Genomic DNA, 16,828 nt, shown 5'->3' with positions numbered 1-16,828 from the left:
AGACGTGAGCGCAGCCCGCGTTGCACCAGGTAACCACCCAGTCAAAGATGCTTGCTTTGAAGCGCTCCGATTTCACGCCCGGTAGAGCGCGGCTCGAACTTTCGGAAATATCCAACCCAATAGCTCTTGATTGGTAGAGCGATGTCACGAGAGCATCGGCTTCCGTAAAACGGTGACACGCATGGGTCTGTCAATTCGCTTTTATCTGTTCGCCGAGGACGGGCTTCTAGCGATCTCGCAGCGCGTCATGATGGGACTGATCCGCGGCCAAGACGCAATGCCGCAGTACGCTGGCACGAAGCAGAAGGTTGCCGACGTCATCCTTGAGAATGAGGGCAAGAAACCGCTCCGGATCGAAACAGTGCAGGGGAGTTTCCTGACGTTCGACGACAAGGGTAAGGTGCACAAGGACCTCGTGGCATCTGGCTTTGCGGCGCTCGAAACCGGCATGGCGCTCGAGGAAGCCTTAAAGCAACCGCAGACCAAGATCGTGGACCTCACGCCAAAGCTCAATCGCGAGAAGTGGGAGAGAGAGAACCGATGGACACTCTCCAAGGACGACCTGGACGCCATTGCGGACGATATCTGGAGACGCAAGGAAGCGAGTCAGCCGCGCATCGAGCGCGCCCAGGGGATCGCTCCTAAGCTCCTAAGGTCACCTACGAGGCCAAGGAGGCGATCCGAGAGATCAGGACGAGCCTGATTAGCATCGCCAACAAGCTTCAATGGCTAAGCGAGCCTGCTCTGAAAGGCGCCGCGTTCGAGGCTCGCGAGAACGCCAAGATCGAAGCGGATGGGCCGCTGTGGCTCGGGATTGCCGCGGCGGCTGATCGCTATCACGAGATCCAGGTTCGCCGACGCACAGGACGGGGTATCTGGTACGCGCTTGTGGAGATACTGCGATGGGATGCGGTTCAACGAACTGGAGAAGTGATCGCAAGCGTCGGTGAGCGCTGCGATTCCAAAGCGAAAGCAGAGGAGGCGGCTCGGAGACTTATGACCGAGAATGCCAACTGCTTTACCGCGGAGACGTCGGTCCATACCGAGGTGCTATGTGAACTGGAGTGGGATGAAGAGGCGGGAGCTAAGCTTCTATGAGCCAGAACGCTGCAAGAACAAATTCCCCCGCCTTTCCCCGAGTGTTGCTGCTTAGTTCTGCTCTTTCGTGCCTGCAACAGCCGAATATGCCCGCGGCCGAAATTACAAAAAAAGGCTGGAATAACAGAGGTTTTGGTGGTGGGCGCACAAGGGATCGAACCTTGGACCTCTCCCGTGTGAAGGGAACGCTCTCCCGCTGAGCTATGCGCCCGGGACCATCATGCAGACGGCCGGACCTGTTCGGCCGGCCGGCGCATCGGAGCCCGCGATTTAGAAGTGCGGGCTTAAGGTGTCAAGTTTCCAGGCGCCGCGGGGGGCGGAAAACCTTGGCCCGGTCGCGCAATTCGCAAGGGAGACCGGATTTCGGGCTGCTTACGCGCCCTGCTGGCGGGCCCGGGAGGCGTGGGCCTGCAGCGCCCGGATGCGCTCGGCCAGCGTTCCGCCGCCTTCGGGCAGGCTCGGCGCGCCATTGGTCGCGGCGTCGTTGGCCGGGCGCGGCGCCGGCTTCGGCGGCTGGCCGGCCTCGGCCGCCAGCAACGCCTCGATCGGGGAGTTCGGGCCTTCGAGCTGCATCGCGAGTTTTGCCACCTCGGCGGCGATGTCGTTGATGCGCTCGCGGAGCAGCGCGTTCTCCATGCGCTCGGTCGCCCAGGAGCTTTCCGCCTGCTGCTGGATCGCGTTGATGTCGCGCTGGAGTTTGGCGCGCTCGTCGCGGGCGGTGCGCAGCTGTTCCTCCAGCGCGGTCTTTTCCGCGCGCAGCGCTTCCATGGCGGCCGACGACTTGCCGCCGCTCAAGGCCGCGATCTCGACGCGCAGCTCCTTGACGGTGCGTTCGGCGCCTTCATTGGCCTGGCGGAGCTGGTTGTTCTCATAGTCGCGCTCGGCGAGCAGCTTGCCCTGCGTGGCGAGCCGTCCCTCGAGGTCGGCGACGCGGCTCGACAGCATCTCGGCTTCCTTCACCTGTCCGATCAGCTGGCGATCGAGCTCGGTGACGCGCTGGCTCAGATTCTCGACCCGGCCGCGGGCATCGCCGAGCTCGCGCGAGGCGGTCTCGGATTCGGTGCGCTCCTGGGCGAGGCGGGCTTGGGTGGCGGCAAATTCCTTCTCGGCATCGTCGACGCGGTTCTTCAATTCCTCGATCTGGGCGCGCACCGCGACCAGCTCGACCTGACGGCTCTCCGCCATCATCGAGCGGTCGGACAGTTCGGAGTTGATCTTGGCGAGCTCGTTCTGCTTGTCGGTCAGCGCGTTCTCGGCGGCGCGCAGGGCTTCGGTCTTGGCGTTGAATTCCTCTTCGGTGGCGCGGAGCTGCTCCTTCACCGCCTTTTCGCGCGCCTCCAGCGCGAAGATCGTGGCGTTCTTCTCGCCAAGCTCGATCTTCATGCGGTTGATGGCGTCGCTCTTCTTGCCGAGCTCGGCGAGCTGGCTGGTGGTCTTGTTCTTGAGCTGATCGACGCTCATCTCGAGCCGCCGCGCCGACATGGCGAATTCAGCGCGGAGCTGGTCCTTGTCGGCCTGGATCTCGGCCATCGACAGCGGCGTTGCGGCCTCCAGCCGGCGCGTGGTCAGGCGCACGGCGCGGTTATGCACCAGCGGCACGATCGCGAGCCCGCACAGCATCGAAAGCAGGAAACCGATCGCCAGGTACATGATCGGTTCGACCATGGGGCAGAACTCCCAAGCTTAAGGAAAAATTCACCAACGACCATGCCATGGCGACCCGGCAAAAAGCCAGCCCCGGCCTGTCGTTAACCTTGATCCGTAAGCCCGATGGGAGAGGAAAACCCTAGAATGGGTTCCAGGTCGCACGCGGCGTGTATTTGAGGTAGCCGATATTGGCGCCGAGCCTGAGGCCGAGCCCGGAGCGGATCGGCACCAGCACGATGTTGTTGGCGGTGAGCGCCGTCATGCCGAAGCCGCCGATGATGTAGGCCGAGCCGTCGAGGCCGGCGAAGCGCTGGTAGATCGCGTTGGTGGCGGGCAGGTTATAGACCAGCGTCATGGTGCGCGCGCCGTCGCCGCCCCAGTCGAAGCCGAGCGAGGGGCCCTGCCAGTAGACGCGCAGATCCCCGGCATTCTTGGTGTAGAGCGTGCCTTCGCCGTAGCGCAGGCCGGCGACGAACGCGCCGGAACCTTCCTCACCCAGGATATAGCCGTTGGGCAAGCCCCATTGGCTGATCGCCTTCTCGATGATCGAGGCGAGCCCGCGCGAGACGTTGCCGAAGAAACGGTGTCCGGCGCCGACGAGCTCGTCCGGCCCATAGGTGCTGGGCGTCGGGGTCCGCTGCGGCGGCGGCAGATTGGGCGGCGGCGCCTGCTGGGCGGAGGCCGGCACGATCCAGCCGACCATCGCGGCAAGCGCGAGCGCAGCAAGGCGTGATGCGAAAGTCATAAAAGAACCCCTGGTACCGAAACCGGTCGCTTCCTTAACCTGACGCCAACAGGCGAGGCTCTAGGTTGCGCCGGATGTCCCCTCGACTCGGATGTTATCCGCAGCAACTATGACGGCACAACGGCAGGAAGATAGCCCTTTGCGCCCCGGAATTGCCTTGATCGGCCTCCTCGTCTGCCTGCTGTCGGGCATATGGCTGACCGGCCCGGTCACGCCGGCCGGGGCCGCCACCACCGAGCGGGTCGTCGTCAACCGCTTCACCGGCGTCGCCATCGAAGGGTTCGATCCCGTCGCCTATTTCGTCGCGGGGGCGGCCATGCAGGGCACGGCGGAGTTCGAGGCGAACCTCTGGGGCGCGGTCTGGCGCTTCCGCAACGAGGGCAACCGCGCCTCCTTCCTGGCCCATCCCGAAATCTATGGACCGCAATTCGGCGGCTACGACCCCGCCGACATCGCCCGCGGGGTGACCGTCGCCGGCAATCCCCGTTTCTTCGCGATCGTGGCGCAGCGGCTCTATCTGTTCAGCCGGGAAGCCAACCGCGACGCCTTCGCCGCCAATCCCGAGCGGTTCCTCTATGAGGTGGGCAAGCGCTGGCCGGCCCTTCAGGACAAGCTCGGTCAGTAGCAGCCTTCAGAGTCTTGCCGCCTGCGGGTCGCCCCAGGCGATGAACTCCGGGATGATGAAGCCGCTGGCGTGCCGTTCGCCGAAGCGGAGCTCGCCGCCCTTGCCGTCGGTCACCTTGCCGCCGGCCGCGGTTACGACCGCAGAGCCGGCCCCGACGTCCCATTCGCAGGTGGGCCCGAACCGGGGGTAGATGTCGGCGCTGCCTTCCGCGATCCGGCCGAATTTCACGGCCGAGCCGACGGTCCGTCTGACGGCTTTGGGCCTGCTGTCGATGAACGCTTCGCTCCTGGGATCGCCGTGCGAGCGGCTCACCGCCGCGATCCAGGGCTCGCCTTGCGCAGGCAGCTTGCGGGTGTGGATCGGCTCGGCCACGCCGATGGTAGCGCCGTCAAAGCTCACGCGCTCGGCGCCGCGGCCGACGATGCCGCGCCAGAGCAGGCCGAGCGCAGGCGCGCTGACGATGCCCAGCAGCGGCACGCCTGATGTCACCAAAGCGAGGTTGACGGTGAACTCGTCGCGACCGGCGACGAACTCCTTGGTGCCGTCGAGCGGGTCGATCAGGAAGAAGCTGCCATCAAACGAGGGCGAGGCGAGCTGGGTCCGCTCTTCCGAAAGGGTCGGCACGTCGCCCGCAAGCTGGGCCAGGCCGTCCGCGATGATATGGTCGGCGGCGAGATCCGCCTCGGTTACCGGCGAGCCGTCCTGCTTGCCGTCGATCCGCATCGCCGCGCGGTTGACGCTGAGGATCGCCTCGCCCGCCTTCACCACCAGCGCGGTGAGCGGCTCCATCAACCGGGATGCGGCCTCGGCGTCGATGATCCTCACCTGTGTGCCTCATTCGTCAGCAAGTCTCGCCCCTCAGTTGATTCGCCCGCAGCCCCTTTATGGCCGCTTCGAACCTATCGCAAGCTAGCTGCCACGGGCTGGCGAATGTTAGAACCCGAAGCATCCGTCAAGCATGCGTGATTCGCGGCGTCCGCCGTGCAATTTCAGGAACCCTCCAGGACCCCTTTATATGTCTGACGCCTCGTCGCCCGCGACTGCTACTGCTCCCGATATGCTCGAACTCGCAGCGCTGCTGTGCTCGCGGGTCTGTCACGATCTCATCAGCCCCGTCGGCGCCATCGTCAACGGGCTCGAAGTGCTCGACGACGATCCCAAGCCGGAAGACCGCGAATTCGCGCTCGACCTGATTCGCAAGAGCGCCAAGACCGCCTCCGCCCGGCTGCAGTTCTGCCGTCTCGCCTTCGGCGCCGCCGGCTCGTCCGGGGCGCAAATCGATCTCGGCGATGCCCAGACCATGGCGCGCGGCCACATCGAGGATGGCAAGTGCTCGATCACCTGGAATCTGCCCCGGCTCCTGCTGCCGAAGAATCGCGTCAAGCTGCTGCTCAACATGCTGGTCGTGTCCCAGCACACGATCCCGCGCGGCGGCATGCTGACGATCGACCCGATCGGCGAGGGCGAAACGATGAGCTTTCGCATCACCGCGACCGGACATAATGCGCGCCTGCCGCAGAACATCTCCGAGCTCTTGAGCGGCGAGCGCGGCCCTGCCGCGGATGCGCATGCGATCCAGCCTTATTATACGCGGCTGCTGGCGCAGGCCTGCGGGCTCACCGTGACGCTCAAGCCGGAAGGCGAAGCCATCATCATTACCGCTTCGTAAACGCGCGCAGCGCTCGGCATCTTAATCAAAACTTTACGAGGCGCTTCGGCTTGTCCGGAGCGCCTTATCTCTTTGTTGGTTCCGTTCTTTTGCACATACTCAACCAATATTAAACGCTTTGCGGTGAAGCTGGCCCCATTCCGAATAGGCGCATCACAATTCGTGCGTGCCCGCCCTGTATGAAGGCCTGTTTTCATGGATGATCTGTTGCGGGAGTTTTTGACGGAGACCAGCGAGAGCCTGGACACCGTCGACAACCAGTTGGTGAAGTTCGAACAGGAGCCGAACAACGCCAAGATCCTGGATAACATCTTCCGCCTGGTCCACACCATCAAGGGCACCTGCGGCTTCCTCGGATTGCCGCGGCTGGAAGCGCTGGCGCATGCCGGCGAGACGTTGATGGGCAAATTCCGTGACGGCATGCCGGTGACCGGGCAGGCGGTGACGGTGATCCTGTCCTCGATCGACCGCATCAAGGAAATCCTCGCCGGCCTCGAGGCGACCGAAGCCGAGCCCGAGGGGACCGACCGCGATCTCATCGACAAGCTGGAAGCGATGGTCGAGCAGGGCATGGCGGCAATGGCCGCGGGCGCTGCCGCCGCTCCCGTTGCCGAAGCTCCGCCGCTGGTGCCGGAAGCACCGGTTGCCGCTGCTGCGCCGGCAAACCTGACCTCGGGCACGCTGATCGACCAGACCCTGGAGCGCCCGCTGCGTCCGGGCGAAGTCTCGCTCGACGAGCTCGAGCGTGCCTTCCGCGAGACCGCGATCGAAGCGCCGACGCCCGCGCCCGTCGCCAAGCCTGAAGCCAAGGCCGAGCCCGCGCCGGCCGCTGAAGCGCCCGCGCCCGTTGCCAAGGAAGTCGCAAAGCCCGCCAAGGAGAAGGCCGCGCCGAAGAAGTCGATGGCCGACGAGGGCGCCAGCGAAGGCGACCGCATCGCCAACCAGTCGATCCGCGTCAACGTGGATACGCTGGAGCATCTGATGACCATGGTCTCCGAGCTGGTGCTGACCCGCAACCAGCTGCTGGAGATCTCCCGCCGCAACGAGGACACCGAGTTCAAGGTGCCGTTGCAGCGCCTGTCCAACGTCACCGCCGAGCTGCAGGAAGGCGTCATGAAGACGCGCATGCAGCCGATCGGCAATGCCTGGCAGAAGCTGCCCCGCATCGTCCGCGACCTGTCGAGCGAACTCGGCAAGCAGATCGAATTGGAGATGCACGGCGCCGACACCGAGCTCGACCGCCAGGTGCTCGACCTGATCAAGGACCCGCTCACCCACATGGTGCGCAACTCCGCCGATCATGGCCTGGAGACCCCCGCCGAGCGTCTCGCATCCGGCAAGGGCGAGCAGGGCACCATCCGCCTGTCCGCCTATCACGAGGGCGGCCACATCATCATCTGCATCGCCGACAACGGCCGTGGCCTCAACACCGAGAAGATCAAGGCCAAGGCGATCTCCTCAGGGTTGGTCACCGAGGCCGAGCTCGAGAAGATGAGCGAAGCCCAGATCCACAAGTTCATCTTCGCGCCCGGCTTCTCCACCGCAGCCGCCATCACCTCGGTCTCCGGCCGCGGCGTCGGCATGGACGTGGTGCGCACCAATATCGACCAGATCGGCGGCACCATCGACATCAAGTCGGTGGCCGGCGAGGGAAGCTCCGTCACCATCAAGATCCCGCTGACGCTGGCCATCGTCTCCGCCCTGATCGTCGAAGCCGCCGGCGACCGCTTTGCGATCCCGCAGCTCTCGGTGGTCGAGCTGGTGCGGGCCCGCGCCAACTCAGAGCACCGCATCGAGCGCATCAAGGACACCGCGGTCCTCCGCTTGCGCAACAAGCTGCTGCCGCTGATCCATCTGAAGAAGCTGCTCAAGATCGACGACGGCGCCGCGTCGGATCCCGAGAACGGCTTCATCGTGGTCACGCAAGTCGGCAGCCAGACCTTCGGCATCGTCGTCGACGGCGTGTTCCACACCGAAGAGATCGTGGTGAAGCCGATGTCGACCAAGCTGCGTCACATCGACATGTTCTCCGGCAACACCATCCTGGGCGATGGCGCGGTGATCATGATCATCGACCCCAACGGCATTGCCAAGGCGCTCGGCGCCGCCGGCTCCTCGGCCCATGACATGGGCGACGAGAACGGCGCGCATCACATCGGAAGCGGCGAGCAGACCACTTCGCTGCTGGTGTTCCGCGCCGGCTCGTCGCAGCCCAAGGCGGTCCCGCTTGGCCTCGTCACCCGCCTGGAAGAGCTGCCCGCCGACAAGATCGAGTTCTCGAACGGCCGCTACATGGTGCAATACCGCGAGCAGCTGATGCCGCTCGTCGCCATGGAGAGCGTCACCATTGCCAGCCAGGGCGCCCAGCCGATCCTGGTGTTCGCCGATGACGGCCGCTCCATGGGCCTCGTCGTCGACGAGATCATCGACATCGTCGAGGAACGGCTCAACATCGAGGTCGGCGGCTCCGCCTCCGGCATCCTCGGCTCGGCCGTGATCAAGGGCCAGGCCACCGAGGTGATCGACGTCGGCCACTTCCTCCCGATGGCGTTCGCCGACTGGTTCACCCGCAAGGAGATGAAGCCGTCGATGCACTCGCAGTCGGTGCTGCTGGTCGACGACAGCGCCTTCTTCCGCAACATGCTGGCGCCGGTGCTCAAGGCCGCCGGCTACCGCGTCCGCACCGCGCCGACCGCGCAGGAGGGCCTCGCTGCGCTCCGTGCCCAGAGCTTCGACGTGGTCCTGACCGACATCGAGATGCCCGACATGAACGGGTTCGAGTTCGCGGAAGTTATTCGCTCCGACAACAACCTCGGCTCGATGCCGATCATCGGCCTGTCCGCGCTGGTGTCGCCGGCGGCGATCGAGCGCGGCCGTCAGGCTGGCTTCCACGACTATGTCGCCAAGTTCGACCGTCCCGGTCTGATCGCGGCGCTGAAGGAGCAGACCGCGGGTGCCGCCGGCGCCTCCGAGCTGAACCGGGCAGCGGCGTAAGGGTAGGACAGGGATCAGGAGAAGCAGATGAACAAGAAGACGCAAGTGGGCGAAGGCGCCATGGTCGAATACGTCACCGCGATGATCGGCGGCCAGCTGTTCGGCCTGCCGATCTCCCGGGTCCAGGACGTGTTCATGCCCGAGCGCGTCACCCGCGTGCCCTTGTCCTCGCGCGAGATCGCGGGCGTGCTCAATCTGCGCGGCCGCATCGTCACCGTGGTCGACATGCGCGCCCGCCTCGGCCTGCCGCAGCCCGAGGACGGCAAGGTGCCGATGGCGGTCGGCGTTGACCTCCGCGGCGAATCCTATGGCCTCCTGATCGACCAGATCGGCGAGGTGCTGCGCCTGCCCGAAGCCGGCATGGAAGAAAATCCCGTCAACCTCGACCCCCGCATGGCCAAGCTCGCCGGCGGCGTCCATCGCCTCGACGGCCAGCTCATGGTCGTCCTCGACGTCGATCGCGTCCTCGAGCTCGCGCCCGAGATGATGGCGGCCTGATACTGCGGCATCGTCGCCGACGGACTTGCAATTGGAAGTGCCCCCCGCAAAGGGGGAGGAAGCAGAGGTTCACATGCGAACTTGTCTCGTCGTTGATGATTCCAGCGTCATTCGCAAGGTTGCGCGCCGGATCCTGGAGGGCCTCGACTTCCAGATCCTCGAAGCTGAGGACGGTGAGAAGGCGCTGGAGGCTTGCAAGCGCGGCTTGCCCGATGCGGTGCTGCTCGACTGGAACATGCCCGTGATGGACGGCTACGAGTTCCTCGGCCATCTCAGGCGCATGCCCGGCGGCGATCAGCCCAAGGTCGTGTTCTGCACCACTGAGAACGACGTCGCGCATATCGCGCGCGCACTGCATGCCGGCGCCAACGAATACATCATGAAGCCGTTCGACAAGGACATTGTGACGGCGAAATTCCAGGAAGTCGGCCTTATCTGAGCGATCGGCCGGAGGCCGAAGGATGCTTCGGCGCTCGTTTTCAACTGTACCCTTTCAGTCTGAGTTGGTGAGTAATGAGTGTTGCGTTCGCAGGTAATTCGACCACGACCGGCTCGCGCGAAGCGGGGCCGCTGCGGGTGATGATCGTCGACGACTCCGTCGTCATCCGCGGTCTGATCTCGCGCTGGATCGGTGCCGAGCACGACATGGAGGTCGCTGCCTCGCTGCGCACCGGGCTCGAAGCGGTCAACCAGATCGAACGCATCAATCCCGACGTTGCCGTGCTCGACATCGAAATGCCCGAGCTCGACGGCATCTCGGCGCTGCCGCAGCTGCTGGCGAAGAAGCGCGATCTCGTCATCATCATGGCTTCGACGCTGACCCGCCGTAACGCGGAGATCAGCTTCAAGGCACTGTCGCTCGGCGCCGCCGATTACATTCCGAAGCCGGAATCGACGCGCGAGGCGTCGGCCGCCGACATCTTTCATCACGACCTGATCCAGAAGATCCGCCATCTCGGTGCGCGGCTGCGTCGCAAGGCCGCGGTCGCAAGCCCGCCGCTGGCGCCCGCAAGCCCGGCTCCGGCCCCGCGTAGTCCTGTTGCGCGGCCCACAGCGCCCGTTCCGGCGGTGCCTGCTGCGTCGTCAGGGGCGCTCACCATGCGCCCGTTCTCCACTCAGGCGCCCAAGGTGCTGCTGATCGGCTCCTCGACCGGCGGTCCGCAGGCGCTGATGGCGCTCGTCACCGAGCTCGGCCCGGTGATCGACCGCTTCCCGGTGCTGATCACCCAGCACATGCCGCCGACCTTCACCACCATCCTTGCCGAGCATCTGGCGCGTTCGAGCCGTAAGCCGGCAGCCGAGGCGGTCGACGGCGAGCCGGTGAAGCCGGGACGGATTTATCTTGCGCCCGGCGGCAAGCACATGCGCGTGGTGCGCAGCGGCGCGGACACCGTGATCGCGCTCGACGACGGCCCCGCCGTCAATTTCTGCAAGCCCGCGGTCGATCCGCTCTTCACCTCCGCCATCGACATCTGGCACGGCAGCATCCTCTCCGTGATCCTGACCGGCATGGGCTCGGACGGCATGCGCGGCGGCAAGGACATCGTTGCCGCCGGCGGCAGCGTCATCGCGCAGGACGAAGCCTCCAGCGTGGTCTGGGGCATGCCGGGCGCGGCGGCCAATGCCGGCATCTGCGCGGCGATCCTTCCGCTCAACCAGATCGGCGCCAAGGTCAACCGCCTGTTCGCGGGAGATCGCGCGTGACGCCGGTTGACTACGACTATCTGCGTAAGTTCCTGAAAGAGCGCTCCGGACTCGATCTGTCCCCTGACAAGCAATATCTGGTCGAGAGCCGGCTCTTGCCGCTGGCGCGCAAGGCGAGTCTGTCAGGCATTCCCGATCTCGTGCTGAAGATCAGGAACGGCGACGGCCGGCTTGCCACCGACGTCGTCGAAGCGATGACCACCAACGAGACCTTCTTCTACCGCGACAAGATTCCCTTCGATCACTTGCGCGACACCATCCTGCCGGGCCTGATCAAGGCGCGCGCGGCGCGCAAGAGCTTGCGCATCTGGTCGGCGGCGTCGTCGACGGGTCAGGAGCCCTATTCGATCGCGATGTGCGTGAAGGAGATGGGCGCAGCGTTGGCCGGCTGGCGCATCGAGATCGTCGCCACCGATCTGTCGCAGGAGGTGCTGGAGAAATCCAAGGCCGGAATCTACAGCCAGTTCGAAGTGCAGCGCGGCCTGCCGATCCAGCACCTGATGAAGTATTTCACGCAAGCCGGCGAGACCTGGCAGCTCAATGCCGACATTCGCGCCATGGTGCAGTTCCGCCAGCTCAATCTGCTGCAGGACTTCTCCCATCTCGGCACGTTCGACGTGATCTTCTGCCGCAACGTGCTGATCTATTTCGACCAGGACACCAAGGCGGTGATCTTCGAGCGGATGGCGAAGGGCCTGGAGGCCGACGGCACGTTGCTGCTTGGCGCCGCCGAATCCGTCGTCGGTATCACCGATGCGTTCCGTCCCATCACCGACCGCCGCGGTCTCTACCAGCTCAACCCCGCACGCTCCGGCCGCCCCATGGGCGGATTGATGCCGCAGCCGCTGAAGATTGCTGCGGCGAGGTGAATTCCTCCACGCGTTAGGAATCGTAGGGTGGGCAAAGGCGCACTTGCGCCGTGCCCACCATCGATCCAATTGTGCAACTGAAATGGTGGGCACGCTTCGCTTTGCCCACCCTACGATACTGCTGCGAGGTGAATCTTCTCCTCGTCATTCCGGGGCGGCGCGTCAGCGCCGAGCCCGGAATCCATAACCACAAGCCATCGTAACAGGCAGGTGGTTAGACGCGGGGCCATTCGATCCGCCTGTGACTATGGATTCCGGGCTCGCGACTTTGTCGCGCCCCGGAACGACAAATCACAAAATCGCATGCGGCAGAAACCGCGAGCGGTTGCCGGTGATTGGGCTCTCGTCCTCGCGGATCGACAATCCGCACGGCTCGTGGTTCACCAGCCAGCTTCCCACCACCGGATAGAAGCCTGAAAAATTCGGCAGCGGCGAGAGCGCCTGGCGCACGAAACCTTCGGCGCCGTAGGGACCTTCCTGCTCGTCCAGCGATACGCCGCCGGACACGATCGTGACGTTGGCGCCTTCGCGCGACAGCAGCGGCTTGCGGACATACGACGTTCCGAGCTCCGCTGCCCGCGCGTCGTCCTCGAAGAACGCCGGCAGCAGATGGGGATGGTTCGGAAACATCTCCCACAGCAGCGGCAAAATGCCCTTGTTGGAGAGCACCGCTTTCCACGGCGGCTCGATCCAGCGCGTCGGCGCCTCCTTCAGCTTCGCGCCGAAGGAATCCTGGAACATCCATTCCCAGGGATAGAGCTTGAAGGCGAGTGCGATGTCGGCCTCGTCGAGATCGACGAAGCCGGCAGGCTCATCGCGCCAGCCGACCTCTTCGATGTCGAGCAACCTGGTCGAGAGGCCGGCCTGGCGCGCGGTGTCCTCGAGATAAGCGAGCGTGCCGGCGTCTTCCGAGTTGTCGGTGGTGCCGGTGAGATGGACGTGGCGGCCCGCGGCGATCTCCTTCCACGCCGCGATCAATCGCTCATGGATGGAGTTGAACTGATCGGCGCGAACAGGGACGATGCGGCGCTCGATCGCCTGCTCGAGCCAGGTCCATTGAAACACCGCGGCCTCGAAGATCGAGGTCGGCGTATCCGCGTTGTATTCGAGCAGTTTTGCCGGCGACTTGCCGTCGAATTTCAAATCGAGCCGGCCATAGAGGCTGCGGTCGTCGCGCTGCCAGCTCTCGGCGATCAGGCTCCAGAACGCTTCCGGAATCTGCAAGCGCCGCAAATATCGCTCCTCGCCGATGACGCGGCCGGCAAGCTCCAGGCACATCGCCTCGATCTCGGCGGTCGGCGTCTCGATGCCGCGCTCGATCTCGTCGAGCGTGAAGCCGTAATAAGCGCGCTCGTCCCAATAGCGTTCGCCGTCGATGGTGTGGAAGACGAAGCCGCATTGCGCCGCGGTCTCCCGCCAGTCGTCGCGCTCCAGGCAATTGATGCGCTGCATGGATCAACCGCCGCCCGAGAAGCCATGGCCGAACGAGCCGAAGCCGCCGCGGCTGACGCTGCTGTGGCCGGAATCGGACGACGTGCTCGAGGAGGAATGGCTCGAAGAATCGCTGCTGAAGAAGCTCGACCGCGACGACCAGCGCGAGCTGCTGCCGCCTGACGAGCTGCTGCCGCTGCTGCTTGTGCAGGTCGTGGTCGTCTGCCCCGGCACGGCGCCGGGCGTGGGCTCGCAATTCTGCCGCGGCATCATCGTGTAGGCGGTGGTGCCGACCGCGAGCGTGCCCATCACCAGCAGGGCGACATGGCCTGAGCGCTTCGTCGGCTCCTTGGCCGGCAGCGGCAATGGCCGTGGCAGGCGCGGCCGACGCTTGCCGAACTGCTGTTTGGACGGTTTGTCGGCCATCTCAATAGATCATGCTGGCGGCGTTGAGCAGGCCCGCGGCGAGCGAGGACAGCCCGAGCCAGATCGCGGGCGCAAGCTCGCCGGCGGCGATCCGCTCCGACAGCTTCGGCACCGGCACTCTCACGAGAAAGAACACGATGATCTGCACGATCAGCGCGATCGTCGCCCAGATCAGGCAGTCCAGCACATTGGCCGAATGCGCGATGGCGCTGACCAGCGGCGCCACGAAGCCGAGCAGGCTGAGGCCGAGCGCGATCGCCGCGGCCGGCTCGTTGTCGCGGATCAGCTGGAACTCGTTATGCGCGGTGATGCGGGTATAGACGAACAGATACGCCACGATCGCGATCAGCCCGGTGCAGAAATAGACCAGGAAGGCGGGCAGGCCGGCCAGTGATTGCAGGATCATCGTTCCCCCATCGTGCAGCGACCATTCGTCGGCGGGGGAAGCATAGCGGTTCAATGGCGGGACGGCGACAAAGCCGCCTTCACGTCCCCAAAAAACAAAACCCCGCCATTTGCGGCGGGGTCCAGGCTGGGAGGAGCGAGCCCGAAAGGGCCCGCGACGTAAACCCAGAAGATCAGGCGGGAATGCGCTCTTCGTGCTCGTGCGGCTCGCGCAGCACGTAGCCGCGGCCCCACACGGTCTCGATGAAGTTGCGTCCCTCGGAAGCGTTGGCCAGCTTCTTGCGGAGCTTGCAGATGAAGACGTCGATGATCTTCAGCTCGGGCTCGTCCATGCCGCCATAGAGATGGTTGAGGAACATTTCCTTGGTCAGGGTCGTGCCCTTGCGGAGCGAGAGCAGCTCCAGCATCTGGTATTCCTTGCCGGTCAGATGCACGCGCTGGCCGCCGACTTCCACCGTCTTGGTGTCGAGGTTGACGACGAGGTCGCCGGTCTGGATGACCGACTGGGCGTGACCCTTGGAGCGGCGCACGATCGCGTGGATGCGGGCCACCAGCTCGTCCTTGTGGAAGGGCTTGGTCATGTAGTCGTCGGCGCCGACGCCGAGACCCTTGACCTTGTCCTCGATGCCGGCGAGGCCGGAGAGGATCAGGATCGGTGTCTTGATCTTGGAGACCCGAAGCTGCTTGAGCACGTCGTAGCCGGACATGTCGGGCAGGTTGAGGTCGAGAAGGATAATGTCGTAATCGTATAATTTACCGAGATCGACGCCTTCTTCCCCCAAATCGGTCGTGTAGACGTTGAAGCTCTCAGACTTCAGCATCAGCTCGATCGACTGCGCGACGGCGCTGTCATCTTCAATCAGCAAAACGCGCATGCCAGTTCCCCATAGTCGCCGCTCCTGGGCGTCAGGTCGGCCGCATTCGCGGCACTCAACAAAACGCCTTTGAACAACTGATTCGGATCCTGACAACAGATGGTTAACAAATCCTGATTCTGGAACGCAAGTCCCCCGGGTGCAATTTTTGTCGAATCGCCCTAAGGTCCTGTGCGCGAAGCAGCTTTCGTCACCCAGCTCAGTTCAAGTTCCACTTTAAGAGACGGGCCTAACCGACTCCCGCGACTCAGCCTTCTTCTGAAGGGGAGTCACGCTCAGTCACAAAGACAGTGACGCAATGATTAATGATGCGGGTAAACACGAAGTTAAGCGCCGTTCAGAAATATGGCGAAACTTAAGGTTTTCACCGTGAAGTCCCGGGGATCGCAAAGGGCGACCCTGGGGATGACCAAGGCGCGGTCCTTAATGAAGGCTCCCTTATGAAGGCGCTTGCCGAACAGATCGGCGACATCGACGGCATCAATATCTATGGCCGCGTCGTCGGTGTCCGCGGCCTGATGGTCGAGGTGGCCGGCCCGATTCATGCGATGTCGGTCGGCGCGCGGCTGGTGATCGAGACCGGCGCCAACCGTTCGATTCCCTGCGAGGTGATCGGCTTCTCCGGCAACAATGCTGTCGTGATGCCGTTCGCCGGCCTCGACGGCGTGCGTCGCGGCTGCAAGGCCGTCATCGCCAATGCCGCCAATCTGGTGCGGCCGTCGTCGGCCTGGCTCGGCCGCGTCGTCAACGCGCTGGGCGAGCCGATCGACGGCAAGGGACCGCTGCCGCAGGGCGCCTCGCCGATGCCGTTCCGCAATGCGCCGCCGCCGGCGCATTCGCGCAAGCGTGTCGGCGCCCCGCTCGATCTCGGCGTGCGCGCGATGAACACCTTCCTCACCTGCTGCCGCGGCCAGCGCATGGGCATCTTCGCAGGGTCCGGCGTCGGCAAATCGGTGCTGCTGTCGATGCTCGCGCGCAACGTCGATGCCGCGGTCAGCGTCATCGGGCTGATCGGCGAACGCGGCCGCGAGGTGCAGGAATTTCTGCAGGACGACCTCGGCGAGGAGGGCCTCGCCCGTTCGGTCGTGGTGGTCGCAACCTCCGACGAGCCGGCGCTGATGCGCCGGCAGGCGGCGTATCTCACGCTCGCGGTCGCCGAATATTTCCGCGACGAGGATCAGGACGTGCTCTGCCTGATGGACTCGGTGACGCGCTTTGCCATGGCCCAGCGCGAGATCGGCCTGTCCGCCGGCGAGCCGCCGACGGCCAAGGGCTACACGCCGACCGTCTTCACCGAGCTGCCGAAGCTCCTGGAGCGCGCCGGACCGGGCCTGGGGGAGGGCGCCATCACCGCGATCTTCACGGTGCTGGTCGACGGCGACGACCATAACGAGCCGATCGCCGATGCGGTCCGCGGCATCCTCGACGGCCACATCGTGATGCAGCGCTCGATCGCCGAGCGCGGCCGCTACCCCGCCATCAACATCCTCAAATCCGTCTCCCGCACCATGCCGAAATCGGCCGATCCGCAGTTCTGGCCCGTCATCCAGAAGGCGCGGGCGGTGATGGCGACCTATGCCGACATGGAGGAATTGATCCGGCTCGGCGCCTACCGGGCCGGCTCCAGCCCCGAGGTCGACGAGGCGATCCGCCTGCACGAACCGCTCGAGGCGTTCCTGCGCCAGCGCAAGGACGAAAATGCGTCTCTGGCGGACGGGTATCGCCAATTGGCGCAAATCCTCGGTAATTTGGAAACGGAACGCTAACTTTGTCAGGTCATCATCCCATCCCACAGAGTAGCAGAGCCGGTCTTGGCCCCTGTTGGGCCTGTGGGGAGACCGG

The 16,828-nt window shown here is 64.7% G+C and carries 16 protein-coding genes and 1 tRNA gene; 9 read left to right on the top strand and 8 right to left on the bottom strand.

All coding sequences use genetic code 11. The features are described 5' to 3' along the window. Positions 1 to 181: 181 nt before the first annotated feature. Positions 182 to 703, top strand: coding sequence for a hypothetical protein (locus GDN70_RS32080; RefSeq protein WP_038972714.1), 522 nt, complete (start codon positions 182 to 184; stop codon positions 701 to 703). A 531-nt stretch (positions 704 to 1,234) separates the two neighbouring features. Here GDN70_RS32080 and GDN70_RS32075 read toward each other — a convergent pair. The 3 genes from GDN70_RS32075 to GDN70_RS32065 all read right to left on the bottom strand — a co-directional run bounded on the left by GDN70_RS32075 (position 1,235) and on the right by GDN70_RS32065 (position 3,490). Next, positions 1,235 to 1,309 (bottom strand) — tRNA-Val (locus GDN70_RS32075). Between the two features lie 161 nt (positions 1,310 to 1,470). Further along, a complete protein-coding gene (locus GDN70_RS32070) occupies positions 1,471 to 2,763 on the bottom strand; it encodes a hypothetical protein (RefSeq protein ID WP_038973584.1) in 1,293 nt (430 codons plus the stop codon). Between the two features lie 121 nt (positions 2,764 to 2,884). After that, complete coding sequence (locus tag GDN70_RS32065; RefSeq protein ID WP_018322430.1) at positions 2,885 to 3,490, bottom strand: DUF1134 domain-containing protein; 606 nt, start codon at positions 3,488 to 3,490, stop codon at positions 2,885 to 2,887. A 139-nt stretch (positions 3,491 to 3,629) separates the two neighbouring features. Here GDN70_RS32065 and GDN70_RS32060 point away from each other — a divergent pair, with 139 nt between their 5' ends. Continuing rightward, positions 3,630 to 4,115 carry a YHS domain-containing (seleno)protein gene (locus tag GDN70_RS32060; protein WP_152103520.1) on the top strand — a complete coding sequence of 162 codons (486 nt, stop codon included), beginning with the start codon at positions 3,630 to 3,632 and terminating at the stop codon, positions 4,113 to 4,115. A 6-nt stretch (positions 4,116 to 4,121) separates the two neighbouring features. Here GDN70_RS32060 and GDN70_RS32055 read toward each other — a convergent pair whose 3' ends face one another. Next, complete coding sequence (locus tag GDN70_RS32055; RefSeq protein WP_050995753.1) at positions 4,122 to 4,904, bottom strand: 3'(2'),5'-bisphosphate nucleotidase CysQ; 783 nt, start codon at positions 4,902 to 4,904, stop codon at positions 4,122 to 4,124. Between the two features lie 226 nt (positions 4,905 to 5,130). Here GDN70_RS32055 and chpT point away from each other — a divergent pair, with 226 nt between their 5' ends. From chpT to GDN70_RS32025, 6 genes are all read left to right on the top strand, one after another. Continuing rightward, entirely contained in the window at positions 5,131 to 5,784 is a 654-nt protein-coding gene (gene chpT / locus GDN70_RS32050; RefSeq protein ID WP_026202749.1) for a histidine phosphotransferase ChpT, read from the top strand. Between the two features lie 195 nt (positions 5,785 to 5,979). Continuing rightward, on the top strand, positions 5,980 to 8,778 hold the full coding sequence (locus GDN70_RS32045; protein ID WP_109866543.1) for a hybrid sensor histidine kinase/response regulator: 2,799 nt from the start codon (positions 5,980 to 5,982) through the stop codon (positions 8,776 to 8,778). 27 nt (positions 8,779 to 8,805) lie between these two features. Continuing rightward, a complete protein-coding gene (locus tag GDN70_RS32040) occupies positions 8,806 to 9,276 on the top strand; it encodes a chemotaxis protein CheW (RefSeq protein ID WP_095425226.1) in 471 nt (156 codons plus the stop codon). A 73-nt stretch (positions 9,277 to 9,349) separates the two neighbouring features. Then, the gene (locus tag GDN70_RS32035) at positions 9,350 to 9,715 is read left to right on the top strand and encodes a PleD family two-component system response regulator (protein WP_007600538.1); all 366 of its coding nucleotides are present in this window, start codon (positions 9,350 to 9,352) and stop codon (positions 9,713 to 9,715) included. A gap of 74 nt (positions 9,716 to 9,789) precedes the next feature. After that, entirely contained in the window at positions 9,790 to 10,980 is a 1,191-nt protein-coding gene (locus tag GDN70_RS32030; protein ID WP_152103519.1) for a chemotaxis response regulator protein-glutamate methylesterase, read from the top strand. Continuing rightward, positions 10,977 to 11,849, top strand: coding sequence for a protein-glutamate O-methyltransferase CheR (locus GDN70_RS32025; protein WP_028142186.1), 873 nt, complete (start codon positions 10,977 to 10,979; stop codon positions 11,847 to 11,849). The genes GDN70_RS32030 and GDN70_RS32025 overlap by 4 nt, the downstream gene beginning before the upstream one ends. A gap of 291 nt (positions 11,850 to 12,140) precedes the next feature. Here the strand turns inward: GDN70_RS32025 and GDN70_RS32020 are convergent, their stop codons facing one another. The 4 genes from GDN70_RS32020 to ctrA form a co-directional block, all read right to left on the bottom strand. Continuing rightward, positions 12,141 to 13,301, bottom strand: coding sequence for a glutathionylspermidine synthase family protein (locus tag GDN70_RS32020; protein ID WP_152103518.1), 1,161 nt, complete (start codon positions 13,299 to 13,301; stop codon positions 12,141 to 12,143). A 3-nt stretch (positions 13,302 to 13,304) separates the two neighbouring features. Further along, positions 13,305 to 13,706, bottom strand: coding sequence for a hypothetical protein (locus GDN70_RS35640; protein WP_152103517.1), 402 nt, complete (start codon positions 13,704 to 13,706; stop codon positions 13,305 to 13,307). 1 nt (position 13,707) lies between these two features. Further along, entirely contained in the window at positions 13,708 to 14,112 is a 405-nt protein-coding gene (locus GDN70_RS32010) for a DUF350 domain-containing protein (RefSeq protein WP_028142189.1), read from the bottom strand. Between the two features lie 172 nt (positions 14,113 to 14,284). Further along, complete coding sequence (gene ctrA / locus GDN70_RS32005; protein WP_008138878.1) at positions 14,285 to 14,986, bottom strand: response regulator transcription factor CtrA; 702 nt, start codon at positions 14,984 to 14,986, stop codon at positions 14,285 to 14,287. A 440-nt stretch (positions 14,987 to 15,426) separates the two neighbouring features. On the opposite strand from ctrA, the gene fliI reads away from it, so the two are divergent. Then, the gene (gene fliI, locus GDN70_RS32000; protein ID WP_038972090.1) at positions 15,427 to 16,752 is read left to right on the top strand and encodes a flagellar protein export ATPase FliI; all 1,326 of its coding nucleotides are present in this window, start codon (positions 15,427 to 15,429) and stop codon (positions 16,750 to 16,752) included. The last annotated feature ends 76 nt before the right edge of the window (positions 16,753 to 16,828 follow it).

Origin of the sequence: Bradyrhizobium sp. TM102, from assembly GCF_009176685.1 — a bacterium.
Taxonomy (GTDB): domain Bacteria; phylum Pseudomonadota; class Alphaproteobacteria; order Rhizobiales; family Xanthobacteraceae; genus Bradyrhizobium; species Bradyrhizobium ottawaense.
Note: the sequence above shows the minus strand (reverse complement) of the source record. Positions and strands in the feature narration are given on the sequence as shown.